General features: G+C 72.9%; 16 protein-coding genes. 13 read left to right on the top strand and 3 right to left on the bottom strand.

What is annotated here, in order from left to right:
* The first annotated feature begins 9 nt into the window (after window positions 1–9).
* Complete coding sequence (locus tag ACWDVW_RS10685; protein ID WP_449946738.1) at window positions 10–588, top strand: Trp biosynthesis-associated membrane protein; 579 nt, start codon at window positions 10–12, stop codon at window positions 586–588.
* 12 nt (window positions 589–600) lie between these two features.
* On the opposite strand, the gene ACWDVW_RS10680 is transcribed toward ACWDVW_RS10685, so the two are convergent.
* The gene (locus ACWDVW_RS10680; protein ID WP_449946737.1) at window positions 601–852 is read right to left on the bottom strand and encodes a hypothetical protein; all 252 of its coding nucleotides are present in this window, start codon (window positions 850–852) and stop codon (window positions 601–603) included.
* A 442-nt stretch (window positions 853–1294) separates the two neighbouring features.
* On the opposite strand from ACWDVW_RS10680, the gene trpC reads away from it, so the two are divergent.
* The 4 genes from trpC (at window position 1295) to trpA (ending at window position 4610) form a co-directional block, all read left to right on the top strand.
* Window positions 1295–2098, top strand: coding sequence for an indole-3-glycerol phosphate synthase TrpC (trpC, locus tag ACWDVW_RS10675; RefSeq protein ID WP_449946809.1), 804 nt, complete (start codon window positions 1295–1297; stop codon window positions 2096–2098).
* Window positions 2099–2123: 25 nt separating this feature from the next.
* Complete coding sequence (locus ACWDVW_RS10670; RefSeq protein WP_449946735.1) at window positions 2124–2270, top strand: hypothetical protein; 147 nt, start codon at window positions 2124–2126, stop codon at window positions 2268–2270.
* Window positions 2271–2340: 70 nt separating this feature from the next.
* Window positions 2341–3576: a tryptophan synthase subunit beta gene (gene trpB / locus ACWDVW_RS10665; protein ID WP_449946733.1), complete on the top strand. Its 1236-nt coding sequence runs from the start codon at window positions 2341–2343 to the stop codon at window positions 3574–3576.
* A gap of 230 nt (window positions 3577–3806) precedes the next feature.
* On the top strand, window positions 3807–4610 hold the full coding sequence (trpA, locus tag ACWDVW_RS10660) for a tryptophan synthase subunit alpha (protein ID WP_449946731.1): 804 nt from the start codon (window positions 3807–3809) through the stop codon (window positions 4608–4610).
* Between the two features lie 134 nt (window positions 4611–4744).
* Here the strand turns inward: trpA and ACWDVW_RS10655 are convergent, their stop codons facing one another.
* On the bottom strand, window positions 4745–7039 hold the full coding sequence (locus ACWDVW_RS10655) for an MMPL family transporter (protein WP_449946730.1): 2295 nt from the start codon (window positions 7037–7039) through the stop codon (window positions 4745–4747).
* 233 nt (window positions 7040–7272) lie between these two features.
* Here ACWDVW_RS10655 and ACWDVW_RS10650 point away from each other — a divergent pair, with 233 nt between their 5' ends.
* From ACWDVW_RS10650 to ACWDVW_RS10640, 3 genes are all read left to right on the top strand, one after another.
* Entirely contained in the window at window positions 7273–7953 is a 681-nt protein-coding gene (locus tag ACWDVW_RS10650) for a TetR/AcrR family transcriptional regulator (protein WP_449946729.1), read from the top strand.
* 104 nt (window positions 7954–8057) lie between these two features.
* A complete protein-coding gene (gene lgt / locus ACWDVW_RS10645; protein WP_449946728.1) occupies window positions 8058–9212 on the top strand; it encodes a prolipoprotein diacylglyceryl transferase in 1155 nt (384 codons plus the stop codon).
* A gap of 4 nt (window positions 9213–9216) precedes the next feature.
* Window positions 9217–10404, top strand: coding sequence for an FAD-dependent oxidoreductase (locus tag ACWDVW_RS10640; RefSeq protein ID WP_449946726.1), 1188 nt, complete (start codon window positions 9217–9219; stop codon window positions 10402–10404).
* Between the two features lie 424 nt (window positions 10405–10828).
* Here the strand turns inward: ACWDVW_RS10640 and ACWDVW_RS10635 are convergent, their stop codons facing one another.
* Window positions 10829–11674, bottom strand: a complete 846-nt coding sequence (locus ACWDVW_RS10635; protein WP_449946724.1) for a GNAT family N-acetyltransferase — start codon at window positions 11672–11674, stop codon at window positions 10829–10831.
* Between the two features lie 149 nt (window positions 11675–11823).
* Between ACWDVW_RS10635 and gltB the strand changes: the two genes are divergently transcribed.
* From gltB to ACWDVW_RS10610, 5 genes are all read left to right on the top strand, one after another.
* On the top strand, window positions 11824–16554 hold the full coding sequence (gene gltB / locus ACWDVW_RS10630) for a glutamate synthase large subunit (protein ID WP_449946722.1): 4731 nt from the start codon (window positions 11824–11826) through the stop codon (window positions 16552–16554).
* Window positions 16547–18055, top strand: coding sequence for a glutamate synthase subunit beta (locus ACWDVW_RS10625; RefSeq protein WP_449946720.1), 1509 nt, complete (start codon window positions 16547–16549; stop codon window positions 18053–18055). The genes gltB and ACWDVW_RS10625 overlap by 8 nt, the downstream gene beginning before the upstream one ends.
* 215 nt (window positions 18056–18270) lie before the next feature.
* Window positions 18271–19071, top strand: a complete 801-nt coding sequence (locus ACWDVW_RS10620) for an SGNH/GDSL hydrolase family protein (RefSeq protein ID WP_396742726.1) — start codon at window positions 18271–18273, stop codon at window positions 19069–19071.
* A 158-nt stretch (window positions 19072–19229) separates the two neighbouring features.
* On the top strand, window positions 19230–21890 hold the full coding sequence (locus ACWDVW_RS10615) for an FtsK/SpoIIIE domain-containing protein (protein ID WP_449946718.1): 2661 nt from the start codon (window positions 19230–19232) through the stop codon (window positions 21888–21890).
* Window positions 21891–21893: 3 nt separating this feature from the next.
* The gene (locus ACWDVW_RS10610; RefSeq protein WP_449946716.1) at window positions 21894–22871 is read left to right on the top strand and encodes a hypothetical protein; all 978 of its coding nucleotides are present in this window, start codon (window positions 21894–21896) and stop codon (window positions 22869–22871) included.
* The last annotated feature ends 27 nt before the right edge of the window (window positions 22872–22898 follow it).

Below are 22898 nucleotides of genomic sequence, written 5' to 3'. Positions count from 1 at the left end.
GCAAGTCCAGTGAGTGAGCAGACCTTGCCCGGGGGCGACGCGCCGTCCGCGTCGGGCCGGCGCGAGTTGGCGTACGCCGTGTTGCTCTGCCTGGCCGGTGCGGGGCTGGCGCTCTGGGCGGTGACCCGCACCTGGGCGGTGGACACCGACGTGGTGGGCGTACCGACACCGTTGGTGGACGAGGGGCGGACCGGGACGCAACTGCTTCCCTGGCTGCCCGCGCTCGCCCTGGTCGGGCTGGCCGGTGGCGGCGCGGTGCTGGCCACCCGTGGCCGGCTGCGGCAGGTGCTCGGTGGGTTGCTGGCGCTGCTCGGCCTGATGATCGTCGTCGGCGGCGGATACGGGCTGGTCGCCGAGATCGGCGACGAGGTCGCCCGACAGTGGCCGGCGCTCACCCTGCTCGGTGGGTTGCTGGCGGCGGCCGGCGGGCTGTTGACGGCGCTGCGCGGGCGGTACTGGCCGGCGATGGGTGCCCGGTACGAGCGCCGGTCCCGGCAGTCGGCACCGGCGGCGGGGCCGATCTGTGGGGCCGGCACCGTCGAGGCGTGGGACGCGCTCGACCGGGGCGAGGACCCGACCGAGCGCTGAGCGGCCGGTGGGTCAGCCGACCGGCTGCCGGTCCCGGACGCGGCTGGCGGCGAGTTCGGCGACCAGCTGGTCCAGTGCGGCCCGCTGGTCGGCTCGGGCCCGGTCGGCGCAGATGGCCTCCCAGGCGTTGCCGCGGGCGGTCCGGATCCGGGTCGGGCCGACCACGGCGCGCTCCAGCGTGTGGACGACACCGACGGCGAGCGACGCGACGGTACGCGAGATGGTGGTGAGTCCGATGGTCTGCTGCGGCGCGGAGGAATTCATGATCACCCCGGGGAGAGATCGTCGTGGCGATGGGGTAGGCGCGTCATCGAGTGTGCCCGAGTCCGATGCTGCCCGGTTCACGTTTCGTGGTGATGACCACGACATCAACACTGCGGCAGGGGGTCTGAGCAGGCAAAGGGTCGTTCGGCCTTGAGCTTGCTCACAGCATCGACCGACCTCGACGGAAGCCGACCGGTAAGGTCGGGACTGCCGTCGATATGGGTGGATGTCGATAAGAGGGTGACGCAGCGTCACGCCCTGTTCGCGCAGGTCGGTCATTATGCCGCAGCCCATTTCGTGAGGCGCGCCATACCCCCACCGGTCGGTGCCAGGTGGCGGCACCTAGCATCGGCCCATGACACCCGGAGAGGGGAGTCCGTTGGTGACTGCTGAGCATCCGCACGCGGAAGGGAACGAGGCCGGCCCGGCAGCGTCCGTCAGCGTGCTCGACGAGATCCTGGCCGGCGTCCGCGAGGACGTGGCCCGGCGGCAGGAGCAGGTCCCGATGGAGCGGATCCGCGAACTCGCCGCCGCCGCCCCGCCGCCGCTGGACGCGTACGCCGCGCTCCGCCGGCCCGGCGTCGCGGTCATCGCCGAGGTGAAGCGTTCCTCGCCGTCCAAGGGCAAGATCGCCGACATCGCCGACCCGGCGGACCTGGCCGGTGACTACGCGGCCGGTGGCGCCCGGGCGATCAGCGTGCTCACCGAGGGGCGCTGGTTCGGCGGTTCGCTGGAGGACCTCGCCGCCGTCCGGGCCGCGGTCAGCGTTCCGGTGCTGCGCAAGGACTTCGTGGTCTCCAGCTATCAGGTGCACGAGGCCCGCGCGCACGGCGCCGACCTGGTGCTGCTGATCGTCGCCGCGCTGGAGCAGAACGTGCTGGTCGGGCTGCTGGAGCGGATCGAGTCGCTGGGCATGACCGCGCTGGTCGAGGTGCACGACGAGGAGGAGGCCGACCGGGCCCTGGAGGCCGGCGCGCAGGTGATCGGGGTCAACGCCCGCGATCTGCGTACGCTGGAGGTCGACCGGTCGGTGTTCGAGCGGATCGCGCCCGGTCTGCCGAGCAACGTCGTCAAGATCGCCGAGTCGGGCGTGCGTGGTCCGCACGACCTGATCCGGTACGCCTCGGCCGGGGCGGACGCGGTGCTGGTCGGCGAGGGCCTGGTCACCCAGAAGAGCCCGCGGGAGGCGGTGGCCGAGCTGGTCAACGCCGGCAACCACCCCGCCACGCCCCGCCCGGCGCGCTGACGCCGTCGCGGCGAGAGGATCTGACATGAGCGAGCCCGTCGAGCGAATCATCGACGCGGTGACTCAATGGCGGCGCGTAGCGGAGCGGAGTGTCGGCATGAGCGAGCCTGTCGAGCGAATCGTCGACGCGGTGGCTGATGGCGGCGCGCAGCGGAGCGGAGTGTCGGCATGACCGAGCCCGGCGAGCGAATCATCGGTGCGGTGGTGCCTCACGGGGGCACGCGGCGGAGCGGAGTGTCAGCGTGAGCGAGCAGGCGTCTTTTCCGGACGCGGCCGGGCATTTCGGCCGGTTCGGTGGCCGGTTCGTGCCGGAGGCGTTGGTCGCCGCCCTGGACGAGTTGGACGCGGCGCACCGCGCGGCGATGGCCGACGAGTCGTTCCGGGCGGAGTTCGCCGCCCTGCTGCGCGACTACGCCGGCACCCCGTCGCTGCTCTACGAGGCCCGCCGGTTCTCCGCCCGGGTCGGCGCCCGGGTACTGCTCAAGCGGGAGGACCTCAACCACACCGGCGCGCACAAGGTGCGCAACGTGCTCGGTCAGGCGCTGCTGACCCGACGGATGGGCAAGAAGCGGGTGATCGCCGAGACCGGTGCCGGTCAGCACGGTGTCGCCACGGCCACCGCCGCCGCCCTGTTCGACCTGGACTGCGTGGTCTACATGGGTCAGGTCGACACCGAGCGGCAGGCGCTCAACGTGGCCCGGATGCGGATGCTCGGCGCCGAGGTGGTGCCGGTCACGAACGGCTCGCGCACGCTCAAGGACGCGATGAACGAGGCGATGCGGGACTGGGTCGCCAACGTCGACGACACGCACTACCTGATCGGGACCGCGGCCGGCCCGCACCCGTTCCCGGCCCTGGTGCGCGACTTCGTGCGCGGCATCGGCGACGAGGCGCGGGCCCAGTGCCAGCAGCTCACCGGCGGCCTGCCGGACGCCGTCACCGCCTGCGTCGGCGGCGGCTCCAACGCGCTGGGCATCTTCCACGCCTTCGTCGACGACCCGCAGGTACGCCTCTACGGCTTCGAGGCCGGCGGCGACGGGGTGGCCACCGGACGGCACGCGGCCAGCATCACCGGCGGCTCCACCGGCGTGCTGCACGGCACGCGGACCTTCGTGCTGCAGGACGAGGACGGCCAGACCGTCGAGTCGCACTCGATCTCTGCCGGCCTGGACTACCCGGGCGTCGGCCCGGAGCACGCCTGGCTGCACGACACCGGCCGGGCCCGCTACCTGCCGGTCACCGACGACGAGGCGATGGCCGCGTTCGAGTTGCTCTGCCGTACCGAGGGGATCATCCCGGCGATCGAGAGCGCGCACGCGCTCGCCGGCACCCTGGCCGTGGCTCCGAAGCTCGCCGCCGAGCTGGGCCGGGAACCCACCATCGTGGTCAACCTCTCCGGTCGCGGCGACAAGGACGTGCACACCGCCGGCGAGTACTTCGGCATCCTGGGTTCGGAGCGAAGCGGAGCGGCGGCATGAGCGAGCGTCAGCGAGCGAATCATCGATTCAGTGCTCTGGTGTCTCATGGCGGCGCGGAGCGAAGCGGAGCGGCGGCATGAGCGAGCGTCAGCGAGCGAATCATCGATTCAGTGCCCTGGTGTCTCATGGCGGCGCGGAGCGAAGCGGAGCGGCGGCATGAGCGAGCGTCAGCGAGCGAATCATCTCGCCGTGGGGTCTCATGACGGCGCGGAGCGAAGCGGAGCGGCGGCATGAGCCAGATCGGTGGGGCGTTCGAGAAGGCGCGGGCCGACGGCCGGGCGCTGCTGGTGGGCTGCATGCCGGCCGGCTTCCCGACGGTCGAGGGCAGCATCGCCGCGATGAAGGCGATGGTCTCGGCGGGCGTCGACGTGATCGAGGTGGAGATCCCGTACTCCGATCCGGTGATGGACGGCCCGGTGATCCAGCGGGCCAGCGACATCGCGCTGGCCGGCGGGGTGCGCACCCGGGACACGCTGCGCATCGTGGAGGAGGTCGCGGCCACCGGTGCCCCGGTGGTGACGATGACCTACTGGAACCCGATCGAGCGGTACGGCGTGGACGCCTTCGCCCGGGACTACGCGGCGGCCGGCGGCACCGGGCTGGTCACCCCCGACCTGATCCCCGACGAGGCCCAGGAGTGGCTGGCCGCCTCGGACGCGCACGGGCTGGACCGCACGTTCCTGGTCGCCCCCTCGTCCACCGACGCCCGGCTGGCGATGACCGTCGAACACTGCCGTGGCTTCGTCTACGCCACCGCGATCATGGGGGTCACCGGGGCCCGGGCACAGACCTCGGAGGCGGCGCCGGTGCTGGTGTCGCGGGTCCGGGAGATCAGCGAGATCGCGGTCGGCGTCGGGCTGGGCGTGGGCACCGGGGAGCAGGCCGCCACCGTCGCCGGGTACGCCGACGCGGTGATCGTCGGCAGCGCCCTGATCCGCTGCCTGCTCGACGCCCCCGACCAGGAGGCCGGGCTGACCGCGCTGCGGACGCTCAGCGCGGAGCTGGCCGAGGGCGTACGTCACCCTGCGGCCTGACGGGGGAGCGCCCGACCATGTCTCTGGATATCCGGTGGCAGGCGACGGACGGTGACGCCTGTCGCCTGCCACCGAGGTCCTGACCGGTCAGCTGCCGCGGCTGCTCGGCGAGGCGTCCTTTGGCGATTGCCTCGTCACCGTTGCCCAGGTTCGCTCTCGGGGGTGGGCTCGCCGGACGATGGTGCCGCGCTGCTCCGCGGACCGCTCACGGCAACGACGGACTGGTGGGTGGCGCCGACGGTGGTCAGCGTCTTGACGGCGGCCCCGTCCGCCGTCCGGTCGGTGAGAAGTTGGCGAAGAGCCTCTCCTTCCACGTCGACCTTGGGCAGCACTCGGTCGAGCCAGCGGGGCAGCCACCACGCTCTGCGTCCGAGCAGTGTCATCACCGCCGGCACGATCGTCATCCGGACGACGATGGCATCGAAGAGTACGGCGATGCCGAGCGCGAACCCCATCGACTTGATGACTGCCTCCGGGGAGAGGACGAAACCGGAGAACACGCTGATCATGATGATCGCGGCGGCGGTGACGACCCGGGCTCCGTGGGTGAATCCGGTGACGACCGCGTCGGTGGGTTCAGCGCCGTGGACGAACTCCTCCCGCATTCGGGTGACCAGGAAGAGTTGATAGTCCATGGCGAGGCCGAACACCGTGCCGATCAGGAAGATCGGCAGGAAACTGATGATCGGCCCGGTCTGGTCGATGCCGAGCAGGTCGGCGGCCCAGCCCCACTGGAAGACCGCCACCACCACGCCGAACGTTGCACCGATGGACAGGAGAAAGCCGAGCGTGGCCTTGATCGGGACCAGCAGCGACCGGAACACCAGCACCAGCAGGATGAGCGCCAGCCCGACGACCACCGCGAGGTACGGCAGCAGTGCGTCACCGACCTTCTCCGAAAAATCGAGGTTGATCGCTGTCGGGCCGGTCACCTCGATGGTCGTCGCGGGCGTGCCCGTGTCGAGTTCGCGTACCCGGTGGACCAGTTCCTCGGTCTCGGCGGTGCTGGGGCCACTTACCGGCACGACGTTGAGGATCGCCGTGTCACCGGCCTCGTTGACGAGAGCCGGCGACACGGCTGCCACGTTGTCGAGTGCCTGGATCCTCTCCGTCGCCTGGGCCGCCTCTGCCTGGATCGAACCGACCTCGGCGTCGACGACTACGGTCAGCGGTCCGTTGAAACCGGCTCCGAAGCCGTCGGCCAGCAGGTCGTACGCCTTGCGCTGGGTGGACGTGGGCGAGGCGTTGCTGTCGTCGGGCATGCCCAGCCGCAGGTCCAGCGTGGGAATCGCGACCACCCCGAGTCCGACGACCGCGACCAGCAACACGACGACCGGCCGTCGGGCGATGAGTCGGGCCCACCGGGCACCGACGGCGGTGCGTGCGGTCTGACCGGCGACGTTCGTCTTGGAGGGCTTGCGTCCGCTTCCGATCCGTTTGCCGGCGACACCCAGCAGCGCCGGCAGGAGGGTCAGCGCGATGAGGACGGCAACGGCGACGGTGAACGCGGCGGCGAGGCCCATCTGCGTCATCATCGGTAGGTTGACGACGGAGAGCGCGGCCAGGGCGATCATGACGGTGAGACCGGCGAACACGACGGCAGATCCGGCGGTACCGACCGCCCTACCCGCTGCCTCCTCCCGGTCGTGCCCCTCGCCGATCTCGTGCCGGTACCGAGAGACGATGAACAGGGCGTAGTCGATGGCGACCGCCAGGCCGAGCATCAGTGCCAGGGTGGAGGTGGTTGACGAGAGTTCGATGAAGCCCGTGGCGATGCTGATGACACTGACGCCGATGCCGATACCGAGGATCGCGGTGAGCAGTGGAAGGCCAGCTGTGACCAGTGAGCCGAGGGTGATGAACAGGACGATCGCTGCGACGAATACCCCCAGGATCTCTCCCAGGCCCTGTTCCGGTTGTGCCTGGACTGCCTCACCTCCGACCTCCACGGTGAGGCCGCTGCTTCGCGCGACGTCCAGCGCCGAGACGAGGGCCTCGCGAGCATCCTCGGTCACTGCGGGCGGGGGCACGCGCAGGGTCACCTGAGCGAATGCGACGGTGCCGGACTGGTTGACCGCGTTGCTCGTGAACGGGCTGCTGACCGCGGTGACCAGCGGCGCCCGTGTCAGAGCCGCCACGGTGTCGTCGATCACCGCGCGGTGGCGCGGGTCGTCGAGCGTCTCTCCCTCGGGGGCGCCGAAGACGACTCTGGCGGTGGCGCCGTCGGCGGCTACCTCCGGGAATCGTTCCTGCAACAGGTCGATCGCCCGTTGGGAGGGGGTGCCCGGGATGCTGAACGAATCGGAGGTCTGCCCCGACAGGGTGGCGGAGCCGACCAGCGCGGCGACGAGGACCGCCAGCCAGGTTGCCGCCACCAGCCAGCGTCGGCGGAAAGTGAACCGGCCCAGCCGGTAGAGCAGTGCAGCCATGACGAAACTCCTGACACGGATGGGTGGTCGTTCAACCCACATGGGTCGTAGACGGTTCTGACACTGGACGCGGTTCGCGGACCGCTCGGCGGACGTGTGGCTGGCCTTGTGTCTGGAGCGGTTGGTCGAGACCGAGGGGTCGGTGCCAGAACCTCAAGGTGAGGCTTGCCTCACCTTGAGGCCGAACTCTAGCACGAATGGTGAGGCATGCCTCCGCTTGATACGCTGGATGCATGTCGATCACCCCGGCTGACACTCCTGACGCTGGACGGCCGCTGCGGCGTGACGCCCGACGGAATCGAGAGGCTCTGCTGGTCGCGGCTCGACAAGCATTTGCCGAAGCGGGCCTGGAAGCGTCGCTGGAACAGGTGGCACGCCGCGCCGGTGTCGCCATCGGCACCCTCTACCGGCACTTTCCGACCCGTACCGACCTTGTCGAGGCGGTCTTCATGGAGAAGGTGCGGGCCTGGGAGGAACTGGGGTTACGCGCCGCCGAGGTCGACGACGCTTGGGAGGGCTTCCGTCTCTACCTGGAGACCACGTGTGAGCTGCAGGCCGACGACTGGGGCTTCGACGACCTGGCGAGAGCGCATGTCGTGTCCTCGTCCGTGCTCGACGAGGCGCACCGCCGGATGGGGCAACTCGCCGCGCGGATTCTCGAACGTGCCCAACGGCAGGGCGCCGTACGCGCCGACGTGACTGCGGAGGATCTGGCCTTCGTCATCTGGTCCCACAGCGGCATCGCCCGGGCCACCCGGGACATCGCCCCCCGGGTCTGGCGCCGCCACCTTTACCTGATGCTCGACGCCTTCCGGGTCGATCGCGCGCATCCGTTGCCTGAGCCTCCGTTGACCTCTGGACAACTTCAGCAGGCGACCCACGCGCTGGGTCGGTCCTGTTCCCGCCCCGGCTGACCGGTTCCTACCCGTTCGGCGGCGTGCTGCCGACTGGGGCTGGGCAGAACCCCGGGGCGACCGGGGTGACGTTCCGGGGGTCCGCAGCGGTAGCGTGTGCACCCGTGAGTCTCGCCTCGCCGATGCCCCTGGCCGCCCTGCCCAGCCCGAGCACCGCCGTATGGCATCTCGGCCCGATCCCGCTGCGGGCGTACGCCCTGTGCATCATCGCCGGCATCGTGGTGGCCTGCTGGGTCACCGATCGACGGTTGCGCCAGCGCGGCGTGGCCCCCGGCGCGGTGCTCGACATCGCCCTCTGGGCGGTGCCGGCTGGCATCATCGGCGCCCGGATCTACCACGTGATCACCTCACCGGCGGCGTACTTCGGCACCGGCGGTGACCCGATCAAGGTCTTCTTCATCCACGAGGGCGGCCTGGGCATCTGGGGTGCGGTCGCCGGTGGCGCGGTCGGCGCCTACATCGCCGCCCGGCAGCTCGGCATCCCGTTCGCGGTGGTCGCCGACGCGCTGGCGCCGGGCCTGCCGCTGGCGCAGGCGATCGGCCGGCTGGGCAACTGGTTCAACAACGAGCTGTACGGCGGCCGGACGGACCTGCCCTGGGGGCTGGAGATCCACCGGATGGACGGCGGTCAGGCGCTGCGCGACGAGGCGGGGCGGCCGATCCTGGAGGAGGGGCTCTACCACCCGACCTTCGCCTACGAGGCGCTCTGGAACGTGGGCGTCGCCGCGTTGGTGTTCTTCCTCGACCGCAAGCTGGGTCTCGGCCGGGGCCGGGCGTTCGCCCTCTACGTGATGGGCTACACCGCCGGCCGGTTCTGGATCGAGATGATGCGGACCGACGACGCCACCAGCATCCTCGGCGTACGCCTCAACGTCTGGACGGCGGCCGTGGTCTTCGTCGGCGCGTTGATCTACTTCCTGCGGGTGCGCGGGCCGCGTGAGTACCTGATCCCGGTCGGACTGCCGGCCGCCACCGCGGCACCGGCCGGCTCCGACGTCTCCCAGGTCGACCTGTCGGCGACGCGCGGCGGCCGGACCGAGCCGGCGGTGCCGGAGGGCTACCGGGTGGTCAGCGAGGAGCAGTTCGCGCACTGGCGGCAGACCGGTGAGGCTCCCGGCGAGGTGACCGACCCCGCCGACCCCGCCCCGGGCACCGACCCCGCCGATTCCGACCCGGGCACCGGCGCCTCGACTGACGACGGGGACACCCCGACCGCCGCCGAGAGCGCGGCGGCACGTCCGGCCGATCGCGACAGCTGAGGCCATGCGCAGCGCGGTCGTGGTCGGCGGCGGGCTGGGCGGCCTGGCGGTCTCCGGTGCGCTCGCCCGCTCGGGGTGGCAGGTCACCCTGCTGGAACGGGCCGACCGGATCCGTCCCGAGCCGACCGCCGTGGTGCTCTGGCCCAACGGCGTCCGTGCGCTGCGTGCCCTCGATCTCGGTGCCGGCCTGGACGCCATCGCCACCCCGCTGCCGGACGGCGGCGTGCGCCGCCCGGATGGGCACTGGCTGGTGCAGCCCCGGCAGACCCCGGCCGAGCGCCTGCCGGTCGTGGTGCACCGGGAGGACCTGCACGACGCGCTGATCGCGGGCCTGGGCGAGCGGGTCGAGCTGCGAACCGGCGTGACGGTACGCACCGTACGCGCCGCCCCGGGCGCCCGCCCGGCGGTCGGTGACGGCCGGCAGACGTTCGAGGCCGACCTGGTGGTCGCGGCCGACGGCGCGGACAGCGTGATCCGCCGCCAGCTCGCCCCGGAGGCGAGCGTGGTCAGCTCCGGCTGTGCCGCCTGGCGCGCGGTGGTCCCCTGGTACCGCGCACCGAACCTGGCCGACGGTGGGCCCGTCGGCGGGGAGATCCTCGGTGCCGGATACCGCTTCGCCGCCGCCTCGCTGGGCGAGCGCGGCTCCTCCGGCGCGTCCAGCCGGGGCGGCATCTACTGGATGGCCACCGCCGCCGGGGCGCCCCGCCCGGAGCCGCCGGAGACCCAGTTGGCGCTGCTGCGACGCTGGTACGCGGGCTGGCCCGGACCAGTCGACGAGCTGCTGGCCGCCACCGACCCGGCCGACCTGGTGCAGCAGGAGATCCGCGAGCTGCGTCCGCTGCCCAAGTCGTACGGCTTCCCGGTCGGACCGGGCGGGGTGGTGCTGCTCGGTGACGCCGCCCACGCCATGCCACCGCACCTCGGGCAGGGCGCCTGCCTGGCCTTCGAGGACGCCGTGACGCTCGCCGCGCTGCTGCGGGAGTCCACGCTGCCGGACGCGGTGGTGGCGTACGACCGGACCCGTCGCCCCCGCGCGGCCACCGTGGTCCGGCAGACCCGCCGCATGTCGGCGGTGCTGCAGACCCGGGGCCGGCTGGCCCTACGCGCCCGCGACGCCGCCCTCGGCACCATCACCCCCCGCCTCCTAGGCAGCGCCGCCTCCGTGGCCGCCCAGTGGCGCCCCCCAACCTGACCCACCCCCACCCTGTCCCGCCCCCAGCCGCCCAGCACGCGTCACCCCCCTGCCGCGTCGATCATGGAGTTCTGGCTGCGGCAAAAGACCACAAAACATGCCAGAAGCCTGACCACAAGTGCATGATCGGCGCGGATCCGGCGAGGTACGGCACGGCGAGCCGCCGTGATCCGCCCCACCCCCGCCAGCAGCCGCCTCGGCCCGCCCCACCCCGCCCTGCTGCCCGCCGCCCCGCCGCCCCGCCCGCCCGCCGCCCGTCCGCCGCGTTGATCAAGAGGTTTTGGCGCTAGTTGATCTCCGGGAGCGACCAAACTTCTTGATCAACGCGGCGGTGGGGGGTGATCAACGCGGCGGGGGATGCGGCGAACGGGGTGGGGTGGGAGTGGGGTGGGGAGGTGGGGGAGGGCGGTGGGGGTGGGGGTGGTCAGGGGGTGACTGTGGCGGGTTCGGCTATGCAGGCGGTGCCGATGCGGCGGAAGCCGACGCGCAGGTAGACGCGGGCGATCTCTTCGCTGCCGGCGGAGAGGAAGACCAGGCCGGTGCCGTCGGCGAGCAGGGCGCGGGCCAGGGTGGCGGTGACCGCGGCGGCCAGGCCCCGGCGGCGTGCGCTGGGCAGGGTGGCCACTCCGGCGATCTCGGCCACGTCGCCGACCCGCATGGCCATCCCGCTGGCCAGGGCGCCCTCGATGGGGGTCTCGGCCAGGGCGGAGAGTCGACTGCCGTCGGCGATCCGGGCCCGTTCCTCGTCCAGGGCTGCGACGTCGAGGCCGATCATGGCGGCGTCGCGTTCGGCCGGGCCGCCGGTGCCTCGGCCGGTGCCGGGCGCGGCGAAGCCGACGGCTGCGACGGCCCGGCGGGCGGCCACGTCGGCGGCGAGGTCCGGCGCGTCGGCGGCCAGCATCCGCACCGGTACGTCGGTGAACGTCGCCGGGTCGCCGACGGCCTCCGGGTCGAGCACCATCAGCGGGGCTTCCAGTACGCCGAGTCCGGCTGAGCGGGCGACCGCGAGCAGGTCCGGGTTGATCTCGTGCACCCATTCCAGGGCCTCGGGCAGGCCGAGTTCCCGCTGCCGGTTGCGAACCGTCGTCAGGTCGGCCAGCGAGGGCGGTCGGTCGGCACCGAGGCGTGGACGGGCATAGAACGGCCATCCGGGGCCTTCGCGGACGAACAGCACACACCCGCCGTGTTCCTCCGCGCGGGCCACGTCGCGGGGCACCGCGTCGTAGAAGCGCTCCAGCCGATCCAGCAGGTCGGCGTACGGTCTATCCACCGCGCGAGACTACACGTCCCAGAGTCTGGACGGTGTGATCAATCTGCACTGGCCTTGCGTACCGCGCCCTAACGTAGACTCAATAGTCCGATACAGGGCCGACGTCGTCCCGACCATGATCCACGCCTGAGTGACGACAGGAGGCCCGGGTGGCCTTTGCGTACCCACACCACCCCCAGCCGGCACCGCGCGACGGCCAGGTAGCGTCCCCTGCCGGCCTGTACGACGCCGCCCACGAGCACGACGCGTGCGGTGTGGCTTTCGTGGCGGACCTGCACGGCCGGCGCTCGCACACGGTGGTCGCCAGCGGTCTCGGCGCCCTGTGTCGGCTGGACCACCGAGGTGCCCGGGGCGCCGAACCGAACACCGGTGACGGCGCGGGCATCATGATCCAGGTTCCGGACGCCTTCCTGCGCGCGGTGGTCGACTTCCCGCTGCCTCCGGCCGGCGAGTACGCCACCGGCCTGGTCTTCTTCCCGGACGACGACGCCGCCGAGGCCCGCGCCCGCCAGGTGATCGAGAAGTACGCCCTGGTGGAGGGTGCCGAGCTGCTCGGCTGGCGGGACGTCCCGGTGGACGCCTCCGACCTCGGCGAGACGGCTCTGGCGGCGATGCCCCGGGTGCGGCAGCTCTTCCTCGCCGCGGACCGGCTGACCGACACCCCCGCCGGTCCGGCCGGCTCCCCGCTGCGCGGCATCGAGTTGGAGCGGGTCGCGTTCTGCGTCCGCAAGCAGGCCGAGCGTGAGTCGGCCGAGCGCGGCGTGCCGGCGTACTTCCCGTCGCTGTCCGGGCGGACCATGGTCTACAAGGGGATGCTCACCCCGGACCAGTTGCCCGCGTTCTATCCGGACCTGACCGACGAGCGGGTGGACAGCGCCATCGCGCTGGTGCACTCGCGCTTCTCCACGAACACGTTCCCGTCCTGGCCGCTGGCGCACCCGTACCGGTTCATCGCGCACAACGGTGAGATCAACACGATCCGCGGCAACCGGAACTGGATGCAGGCCCGCGAGGCGCTGCTGCGGACGCCGGAGCTGTCCGGCAACATCCGCCGGGTCTTCCCGATCTGCACCCCGGCCGCCTCGGACTCGGCCAACTTCGACGAGGTCCTGGAGTTGCTGCACCTGGCCGGGCGCAGCCTGCCGCACGCGGTGCTGATGATGATTCCGGAGGCGTGGGAGAACGACCCGGACATGGCCGCCGACAAGCGCGCCTTCTATCGGTTCCACGCCAGCCTGATGGAGCCGTGGGACGGCCCGGCCTCGGTCGCCTTCACCGACGGCGAGATCGTCGGCGCGGTGCTCGACCGCAACGGGCTGCGTCCGGGCCGCTGGTGGCAGACCGCCGACGGACTCGTGGTGCTGGGCAGCGAGGCGGGCGTGCTCGACCTCGACCCGGCCACCGTGGTCGCCAAGGGTCGGCTCCAGCCCGGCAAGATGTTCCTGGTCGACACGACCGCCGGTCGGATCGTGCACGACGACGAGATCAAGACCGAGCTGGCCGCCGCACAGCCGTACGCGGACTGGCTGCACGCCGGGCTGATCGAGATGGACGACCTGCCGCACCGCGAGCACGAGGTCTACACCCACGACTCGGTACGCCGTCGCCAGCAGACCTTCGGCTACACCGAGGAGGAGCTGAAGATCCTGCTCGCCCCGATGGCCCGCACCGGCGCGGAGCCGATCGGCTCGATGGGCACGGACACCCCGATCGCCCCGCTGTCCACCCGGCCACGGCTGCTCTACGACTACTTCCACCAGCTCTTCGCCCAGGTCACCAACCCGCCGCTGGACGCCATCCGCGAGGAACTGGTGACCAGCCTGGCGACGACCATCGGGCCGGAGGGCAACCTGCTCGACCCGGGCCCGGCGAGCTGTCGGCAGATCGTGCTGCCCTACCCGGTGATCGACAACGACGAGCTGGCCAAGATCCTCTCCGTCGACGAGGACGGTGACCTGCCCGGCTTCAAGGCGGTCCGGGTCTCCGGGCTCTACCGGATCCGGGACGGCGGCGCCGGCATCAAGGCCCGGCTGACCGAGATCTGCCGGCACGTCTCCGAGGCGATCGAGGACGGCGTCCGCATCCTGGTGCTCTCCGACCGGGACTCCAACGCCGACCTCGCGCCGATCCCGTCGCTGCTGCTCACCGCCGCGGTGCACCAGCACCTGGTCCGGGAGCAGACGCGGACCCAGGTGGCGCTCATCGTGGAGTCCGGGGACTGCCGCGAGGTGCACCACGCGGCGGTGCTCATCGGCTACGGCGCGGCGGCGGTCAACCCGTACCTCGCCTTCGAGTCGGTGGAGGACATGATCTCCACTGGGTCGCTGACCGGGGTCGAGCCGCGTACCGCGATCCGCAACTACGTCAAGGCGCTCGGCAAGGGCGTCCTGAAGATCATGTCCAAGATGGGCATCTCCACCGTGTCGTCGTACTGCGGGGCGCAGGTCTTCGAGGCGGTCGGCCTGGCGACCCGCCTGGTGCAGCGCTACTTCCGGGGCACGCCGAGCACGATCAGCGGCGTCGGGCTGGACGGCATCCACGCCGAGGTGGCCGCCCGGCACGCGCTGGCCTGGCCGCCGCCGGGCGCCGAGGCCGCCGACGCGCTGCCGGTCGGCGGTGAGTACCAGTGGCGTCGCGAGGGCGAGCTGCACCTGTTCAACCCGGAGACGGTCTTCCTGCTCCAGCACGCCACCCGGACCCGGCAGTACGACGTGTTCCGCGCGTACACCACCAAGGTCGACGAGCTGGCCGCGAAGGCCGGGTCGCTGCGCGGGCTGTTCCGGCTGCGGACCGGCGACCGGACGCCGGTGCCGATCGAGGAGGTCGAGCCGGTCAGCGAGATCGTCAAGCGGTTCGCCACCGGCGCCATGTCGTACGGGTCGATCTCGGCGGAGTCGCACGAGACCCTGGCGATCGCGATGAACCGGCTCGGCGGCAAGTCCAACACCGGCGAGGGCGGCGAGGACGTCGAGCGCCTCTACGACCCGGCCCGCCGCTCGTCGGTCAAGCAGATCGCCAGTGGCCGCTTCGGCGTCACCAGCGAATACCTGGTCAACGCCGACGACCTCCAGATCAAGATGGCCCAGGGGGCCAAGCCCGGCGAGGGCGGTCAGCTCCCCGGCAACAAGGTGTGGCCGTGGATCGCCCGGACCCGGCACGCCACCCCCGGCGTCGGGTTGATCTCGCCGCCGCCGCACCACGACATCTACTCGATCGAGGACCTCGCCCAGCTCGTACACGACCTCAAGTGCGTCAACCCGGCCGCCCGGGTGCACGTCAAGCTGGTCAGCGAGGTGGGCGTCGGCACGGTGGCCGCCGGGGTGGCCAAGCTCAAGGCCGACGTCATCCTGATCTCCGGTCACGACGGCGGCACCGGCGCCTCCCCGCTGAACTCGCTCAAGCACGCCGGCACCCCCTGGGAGCTGGGACTGGCCGAGGCACAGCAGACGCTGCTGCTCAACAAGCTGCGTGACCGGGTCACCGTGCAGGTCGACGGCCAGCTCAAGACCGGCCGGGACGTGGTGGTGGCGGCGCTGCTCGGTGCCGAGGAGTTCGGTTTCGCCACCGCGCCGCTGATCGTCTCCGGCTGCGTGATGATGCGCGTGTGTCACCTGGACACCTGCCCGGTCGGCATCGCCACCCAGAACCCGGTGCTGCGCGAGCGCTTCAACGGCAAGCCGGAGTTCGTGGAGAACTTCTTCCTCTTCCTCGCCGAGGAGATCCGCGGCTACCTGGCCGAACTGGGTCTGCGCAGCATCGACGAGGCGATCGGCCGGACCGAGCTGCTCGACGTCGCGCCCGCCGTCGCGCACTGGAAGGCCGGCGGGGTCGACCTCGGTCGCGTACTGCACCTGCCGGAGCTGCCGGAGGGCGCCGCGCGCCGGGGCGTCCGGGCCCAGGACCACGGCCTGGAGCTGGCGCTGGACAACGAGCTGATCGCGCTGGCCGCCCCGGTGCTGGACGCGTCACCGGCCGACGGGACGCCGGTCGGTCCGGTCCGGGCCGAGGTGACGATCCGCAACGAGCACCGCAGCGTCGGCGCCATGCTGGGCGGCGAGGTGACCCGCCGGTACGGCAGTGCCGGGCTGCCCGCCGACACCGTCGAGTTCACCCTGCGCGGCACGGCCGGGCAGTCGTTCGGCGCGTTCCTGCCGCGCGGGGTCACCATGCGGCTGCACGGCGACGCCAACGACTACGTCGGCAAGGGCCTCTCCGGCGGTCGGCTGGTCGTCCGGCCGGACGCGTCGGCGCCGTTCGTCGGCACCGGTGCCGAGGCCGGCCGGCGCGCCGAGGACCAGATCATCGCCGGCAACACCATCCTGTACGGCGCCACCGAGGGCGAGGTGTTCCTGCGTGGCCGGGTGGGCGAGCGGTTCGCGGTGCGCAACTCCGGCGCGGTGGCCGTCGTCGAGGGCGTCGGCGACCACGGCTGCGAGTACATGACCGGCGGCACGGTGGTGGTGCTCGGCCCGACCGGGCGCAACTTCGCGGCCGGCATGTCCGGCGGCACCGCGTTCGTCTGGAACCTCGACCGGCGGCGGGTCAACACCGAGCTGGTCGACCTCGCCGCCCCCGGCGAGCAGGAGCGGGTCCGGCTGCACGAGCTGGTGCAGCGGCACTTCGCGGAGACCGACTCGGCGGTCGCCGAGGCGCTGCTCAAGCGTTGGCCGGACGCGGTGGAGGAGTTCACCGCCGTGGTACCCCGGGACTACCGCCGGGTGATGGAGATCATGCGGGCCGCCGAAGCCGCCGGCCAGAACGTCGACGACGCGGTGATGAGTGCGCTCGCACCGACCGCGCAGCCGCCGCAGGCGGCACCCGCGTCGATGCCGGTTCCGTCCGCGTCGCGGGCGATCGCCCAGGAGGTGGCTCGTGCCTGACCCGAACGGTTTCCTGCGCTACCCCCGGCGGATGCCGGCGCGTCGGCCGGTACCGGTGCGGATCAGCGACTGGCGCGAGGTCTACCCGCCCGCCGGTGAGGAGCTGATCCGCGAGCAGGCCACCCGGTGCATGGACTGCGGCATCCCGTTCTGCCACAGCGACACCGCCGGCTGCCCGCTGGGCAACCGCATCCCGGACTGGAACGACCTGGTCCGCACCGGCAACTGGGACGCGGCGGTGGAGTCGCTGCACGCCACCAACAACTTCCCCGAGTTCACCGGCCGGCTCTGCCCGGCACCCTGCGAGTCGGCCTGCGTGCTCGGCATCGGCGGGGGCGCACCGGTGACCATCAAGCAGGTCGAGGTGGAGATCGCCGACGCCGCGGTGGCCCGAGGGCTGACCCCGCAGCCGAGTCCGACCCCGTCCGGGCGGTCGGTGGCGGTGGTCGGCTCCGGCCCGGCCGGGCTGGCCGCCGCGCAGCAACTCGCCCGTGCCGGGCACGCCGTCACCGTGTACGAGCGCGACGACACCCCGGGCGGCCTGCTGCGGTACGGCATCCCCGACTTCAAGCTGGAGAAGCGGCACATCGACGCCCGGCTGGCGCAGTTGACCGCCGAGGGCGTGGTGTTCCGGACCGGCGTGAACGTCGGCGTCGACGTCACCGCCGCGCAGCTCCGCGCCCAGCACGACGCGGTGCTGCTGGCCTGTGGGGCGTTGCAGGGCCGGGACACCGACACCGTGGGCCGGCAGCTGCGCGGGGTGCACCAGGCGATGGCGCACCTGGTCGCCGCTAACCGGGTGGTCGCTGCGGCCGGCGCGGGCCGTCCCGCGCTGGCCACCCTGCCGGACGGTACGCCGATCGACGCGGCCGGCAAGCACGTGGTCATCATCGGTGGTGGCGACACCGCGGCCGACTGCCTCGGGGTGGCGCACCGGCAGGGCGCGGCCGGTGTACACCAGCTCGACCTGTACCCGCGACCGCCGCAGGCCCGCGACGAGGAGCGCGACCCGTGGCCGACCTGGCCGTGGGTGCTGCGCGAGTACGCGGCGCACGAGGAGGGCGGCGAGCGCGTCTTCGCGGTCGCGGTGCAGGAGTTCGTTGACGACGGCACCGGTGCGGTGCGTGCGGTGCGGATCGCCGAGGTGACCGTCGAGAAGCGGGACGGCCGGCGCATCGTCACCACTGTCCCGGGGACCGAACGGGAGTTGCCCGCCGACCTGGTGCTGCTGGCCATCGGCTTCGAGGGCACCGAGGTGCAGCCGCTGCTGACCCAGTTCGGGGTGACCCGCAACGCGCGGGGCGCGATCGACTCGCGGGGCGACTGGCAGACCGAGGCCGACGGGGTCTTCGTCGCCGGTGACATGCACCGGGGCGCGTCGCTGATCGTCTGGGCCATCGCCGAGGGCCGGGCGGCCGCCGCCGCGATCCACGAGTACCTCGGTGGTGTCGGCACCCTCCCGGCACCCGTGCACGCCACGTCCCAACCCCTCGCTGTGTAAGGAAGGGCCCCCTACTAACGCCTCGTGCATAGCAGGGGACCCCTTTTAACCAACCGCACACGCACGCCCGGCCGCGATCGGCCGGGCGTGTCGCGTCTGCGGAGCGCCGGCTATTCACTTCATCTGCATGTTTCGATAGCATTACCGGCTAGTAACAACCCCTGGCCACGCGCGCGGTCCACGGGCTCCACCACCACCCTCTGTGGAGGTCCGTCATGTCCCACCGTCCGCTGGCCCGTGCCCTCGCCACGCTGGTCGCCCTCGCCACCGCCACCCTCGGCGCACTGGCCGTCCCCACCGCCGCCCAGGCCGCCGCACCCGTGCACTACGTCGCGCTCGGCGACTCGTACTCCTCCGGGGTCGGCGCCGGCCCGTACGACCTGTCCACCTGCCTACGCAGCCAGAAGTCGTACGCGCCACTGTGGGCCGCCGCCAACGCGGTGGCCAGCTTCCGCTTCCCGGCCTGCGGCGGCGCGGTCACCGCCGACGTGCTCGCCAACCAACTCGGCGCGCTCAGCGCCACCACCACGATGGTCACCATCACCGTCGGCGGCAACGACGCCGGATTCGCCGACGTGATGACCAGTTGCCGCTTCGGCAGCACCTCCACCTGCACCAGCGCGGTCAACGAGGCCAAGGCGTTCGCCACCGGCACCCTGCCGGCCCGGCTGGACCGCACGTACGCGGCCATCCGCGAGCGCGCTCCGAACGCACGGCTGATCGTGCTCGGCTACCCGCGTCTGTTCGAGACCCGGTCCTGCGGGCTGCTGGCGATGAGCACGTACAAGCGCACCATCCTCAACGAGGCGGCCGACGTCCTCGCCGAGGTGACCGCCGACCGGGCCGCCGCAGCCGGCGCCACCTTCGCCGACACCCGGCCCACCTTCGCCGGCCACGGCGTCTGCGGCGCCCAGCCGTGGATCCGCGACGTCACCGGCGTCATCGAGGCGTACCACCCCAACGCCGACGGCTACCGGTACGGCTACCTGCCCGCGCTCAACGCGGTCACCGGCTGACCGCTCGCAATGTTAGGAAGGGTCCCCTGCTATGCACGAGGCGTTAGCAGGGGACCCTTCCTTTCACCACACGCCCGGGCGCGACGGGACCGTGCCCGGATCGCCGCTGTCCGTTAGGGTTTCAGCGGACCAGGCGGCCGTCGGCGGAGGGGCACACGTTGGGCAGGCTCGCGTCGGCGTACGGGCAGGCGATGGCCGCCCACCGGGCCGCCCGGGCCCACCTCGACTCCGCCCGTGACGCGCTGCGCGGCGCGGTGCCGGTCACCCCGGCGGCCGACACCGACCTGGTGGCCCGGCTGGCCCGGGTCGGCACCGCGTTGGCCACCCCGACGCCGGGTACGCCCCTGGTGCACCAGCCCGTGCCGGTACGCGTCGGCGCAGCGGTCGTCGCCGGTGGCGGATTCCCGGTGCTGCTGCCGCTCGGTGCCGGGCACCATCTGGCGGTCGACACCGACGCCCGTGACCCGGCCGTGGCCGCCCTGCTGCGGGCGCTCGTGCTGCGGCTGCTGGCCACCGCCGCGCCCGGCGGCGTCCGTGTCGCCGGGCTGGACACGGCCGCTCTCGGTGCCACCTTCGGTCCACTGCGGCCCCTGGCCGACGCCGGGGTGATCGACCCACCGGCCACCACCGACGCCGACGTCACCGCCCTGCTCGACGCCGCCGAACAGCACGCCCGGGACGCGCGTCGCGCCGACCGGCCCGACCAGGAACTCCTGCTGGTGGTCGCCGCGTCTGTCCCGTCGCCCCGCGAGGCGGCCCGGCTCGCCGCGCTCACCCACGCCGGGCCCGCCGCAGCGGTCTGTGTCCTGCTGGCCGGCTGGCCGGCGACCGGGCCGGGGGAGACCGCGCCGCCCCTGGGTCACACCACCGTGGTGCGGCTGGCCGGCGACCAGGCCCACGTCGGTGGCGGGCAGGGCGGGCCGTCATCCGGGAACGTCGGCGGGCTGGCCCGGGTCGGTGACCCGCCCGGAACGCCGTTCAGCGCCGACGGCAGCGGGCTGAGCGTCCCGGTGCGTCTGGACGGCGACGCGCCGCCGGCCTCGGTCGCCGCCCTCGCCACCCACCTGGGCGACGCCGCCCGGCGCGGTGCGGCGGTCAGCTTCGCCGACCTGCTGCCCGGGCAGCGCTGGACCGCCTCCGCCCGCGCCGGCCTGCGGACCGTGGTGGGCCGCGCCGGACGCGACCCGTTCAGCATGGCCTTCGACGACGCCACCCCGCACTGGCTGGTCGGCGGACGCACCGGCGCCGGCAAGACGGTCTTCCTGCTCGACGTGCTCTACGGCCTGGCCGCCCGCTACTCCCCGGCCGAGTTGCAGCTCTACCTCCTCGACTTCAAGGAGGGGGTGAGCTTCACCGAGTTCGTCCCCACCGGACACGACCCGTCGTGGTTGCCGCACGCCCGTGCCGTCGGCATCGAGAGCGACCGCGAGTACGGCGTGGCCGTGCTCCGCGAGCTGCGCCGCGAACTGCACCGGCGGGCCACCGCCCTCAAACGCCACGGCGTCACCAAGCTCGCCGACCTGCCCGTCGACACGCCGGTGCCCCGGATCGTCGCCGTGATCGACGAGTTCCAGGTGCTGCTGGCCGCCAACGACCCGCTCGCCCGCGAATCGGTGGACCTGCTGGAGGAATTGGCCCGCAAGGGCCGCTCGTACGGCGTACACCTGGTGCTCGCCAGCCAGAGCACGACGGGGATCGAGGCCCTCTACGGGCGGGCCGAGGCGGTCTTCGGTCAGTTCGCGCTGCGGGTGGCGCTGGCCGGCGGCGGGGGAGTCCTCGACCAGCTCAACGACGCGGCGGCGACCCTGCCGGTCGGCTCGGCCGTGGTCAACACCGCCGCCGGTGCGCCCGGCGCGAACACCGTGATCCGGTTCCCCGACGCGCACGCCGCCGGTGGCGAGCTGACCCGGCTGCGGCACGACCTGTGGCAGGCCCGTCCGCCCGGCGCGCGCCCGCCGTCGGTGTTCCGGGGGTACGACACCGCCCACGTCGAGGCCGACGCCACCTTCACCGGTCTACGCCCCGGCGGACGGCGTCCCCTGGCGCTGGTCGGCCGGACGGTCGACGTGGACGGCACCACCGCCATGTTCATCATGGACACCGCCCCCGGCCGGCACCTGGCCGTGGTGGGCACCTCGCCCACCGGTGCCGAGGTGCTGCGCGCCGCGACCCTGAGCCTCGCCCGGCAGCACACCCCCGGTGAGGCGACCTTCCTGCTCGCCCCGCTGGTCGCCGCCGCCGACTCGGCCGCCGACGACACCGCCGCCGAGCTCACCGCCGCCGGGCACCCGGTGCAGCGGCTGGACACCGCCGCGCTACGCGCCCGGATCGGCACCCTTGGGGCCGCCACGTCCGACGCCGGTACGTCCGATCCCAACGTGCCCGGGGCCGGCGCGCCCGACCCGTCTGCGCCGTCCGGCGGACCGGTCGCTGCGGCGCGTACCTATCTGGTGGTGTTCGGGGTGGACGCCGCCGCCGGACGGCTCGCCGAGACCGATCCGGCGACCTTCCGCTCCGGCCACGACGACCTGCGGACCCTGCTGCGCCAGGGCCCCGGCCACGGGGTACACCTGCTCGGCTGGTGGCGTGGCCTGCGTCGACTCGCCGACGACCTCGGCGGCACCCAGAACCGCGACGACGTGGCCTGCCTGGTCGCGTTGAACGTGCCCGGCGCCGACCTCGGTCTGCACCTCGGCGTGCACGACCTGGCGTACACGCCCCGGGCCGACCGGGCGCTGCTGGTGGACCGGCACGACCAGCGGGTCCGGTTGATCGTGCCGTTCGCCCGGGACGGGCACACCCCCGACGGGCAGGAGTGAGGCGTGTCCAGCTTCGACGAGTACGCCGCGCTGCTGCGGCACCTCTCCGCACAGCAGCGCGCCGGTGAACAGGACACCGCCGCCAAGACCGAACGACACCGTCACCTCGGTGCCACCGTGGACTACCTGCACCGACGCCTGCTCGCCCAGGGCCAGCGCCTCGACCACCTCGGCCGCACCATCGGCGTGGACCCGGGCACCGCGGTCCCACCGCCGGGCTTCCCGCCCGGGTCCGGCCCGCCGGTGCCACCCGGTGCCGCGCCGGTGTCGGGTGTGCCGGTCTCCGGTTCGCTCGATTCCGGGCCGTCGGGCGGCACGTCGGCCGTCGGCACACCGGGTGCCGGGTCGGTCTCGGGGATACCCGAGCCGCCGGCTGCCGCCGGTCACCAGCCGGTGTCCGGGGGACCGTCGGGGTCGCCGGGGACGGTGGGGGTCGGCGGCGCAGCCGCCGCGCCGGGGTGGCCGGGTGTCGGGGCGTACCCGCAGCCGGGGCAGACGGACCGGGCGTTGCCGGTGGCGGTGAGCGCGACGGAGGCCGGGGTGCCGGCCCAGCGGGCCGGAACGGTCGACCCGGCGACGGAGCTGGAGTTGGCGCGGCGCTGGGCGGACGAGGCGGACAAGTACGCGCAGCAGGCCGAGATGCTGGCCCAGCGGCCGGCGCTGCTGCCGGGCTGGTCGCCGATGGCGCGGGCGGTCGCCGTGTACCTCGGCTTCTCCGGTGTCGCCGTGGTGCTGATGCTGGTGATGGTGCTCGCCTCCGGCGTCGGTGCGGTCGGCTTCGGCACCCTGATCGCCTGGATGTGCGCCGGTCTGCCCGCAGCGGCCCTGATCGGCGCCTGGCTGGTGCTCGGCAAGTGGGGGCGGCCCGCCAGTGGTGCCGCCACGCCGCCCCGGTACCCGCTGCTGGGCTTCCTGCTCTGCTTCCTCGCCGTGCCGCTCGCCTACTGCGGCTACCTGCTGATGTTCCGCGCGCTGCGCTGACCCGGCCGCTGCGCCGGCATGGTCCCT

It is taken from the genome of Micromonospora sp. NPDC003241, assembly GCF_053589795.1.
The sequence above is the reverse complement of the archived record's forward strand: the minus strand, read 5'-3'. Positions and strand labels throughout refer to the sequence as shown.

What these genes read in the sequence shown, in the direction of transcription:
- ACWDVW_RS10670 (WP_449946735.1), top strand. Translation starts at nt 2,124, where the DNA reads ATGAGCGAGCCCGTCGAGCGAATCATCGACGCGGTGACTCAATGGCGG.
- ACWDVW_RS10620 (WP_396742726.1), top strand. Translation starts at nt 18,271, where the DNA reads ATGTCCCACCGTCCGCTGGCCCGTGCCCTCGCCACGCTGGTCGCCCTC.
- ACWDVW_RS10655 (WP_449946730.1), bottom strand. Translation starts at nt 7,039, where the DNA reads ATGGCTGCACTGCTCTACCGGCTGGGCCGGTTCACTTTCCGCCGACGC.
- ACWDVW_RS10640 (WP_449946726.1), top strand. Translation starts at nt 9,217, where the DNA reads ATGCGCAGCGCGGTCGTGGTCGGCGGCGGGCTGGGCGGCCTGGCGGTC.
- ACWDVW_RS10680 (WP_449946737.1), bottom strand. Translation starts at nt 852, where the DNA reads ATGAATTCCTCCGCGCCGCAGCAGACCATCGGACTCACCACCATCTCG.
- ACWDVW_RS10650 (WP_449946729.1), top strand. Translation starts at nt 7,273, where the DNA reads ATGTCGATCACCCCGGCTGACACTCCTGACGCTGGACGGCCGCTGCGG.
- trpA (WP_449946731.1), top strand. Translation starts at nt 3,807, where the DNA reads ATGAGCCAGATCGGTGGGGCGTTCGAGAAGGCGCGGGCCGACGGCCGG.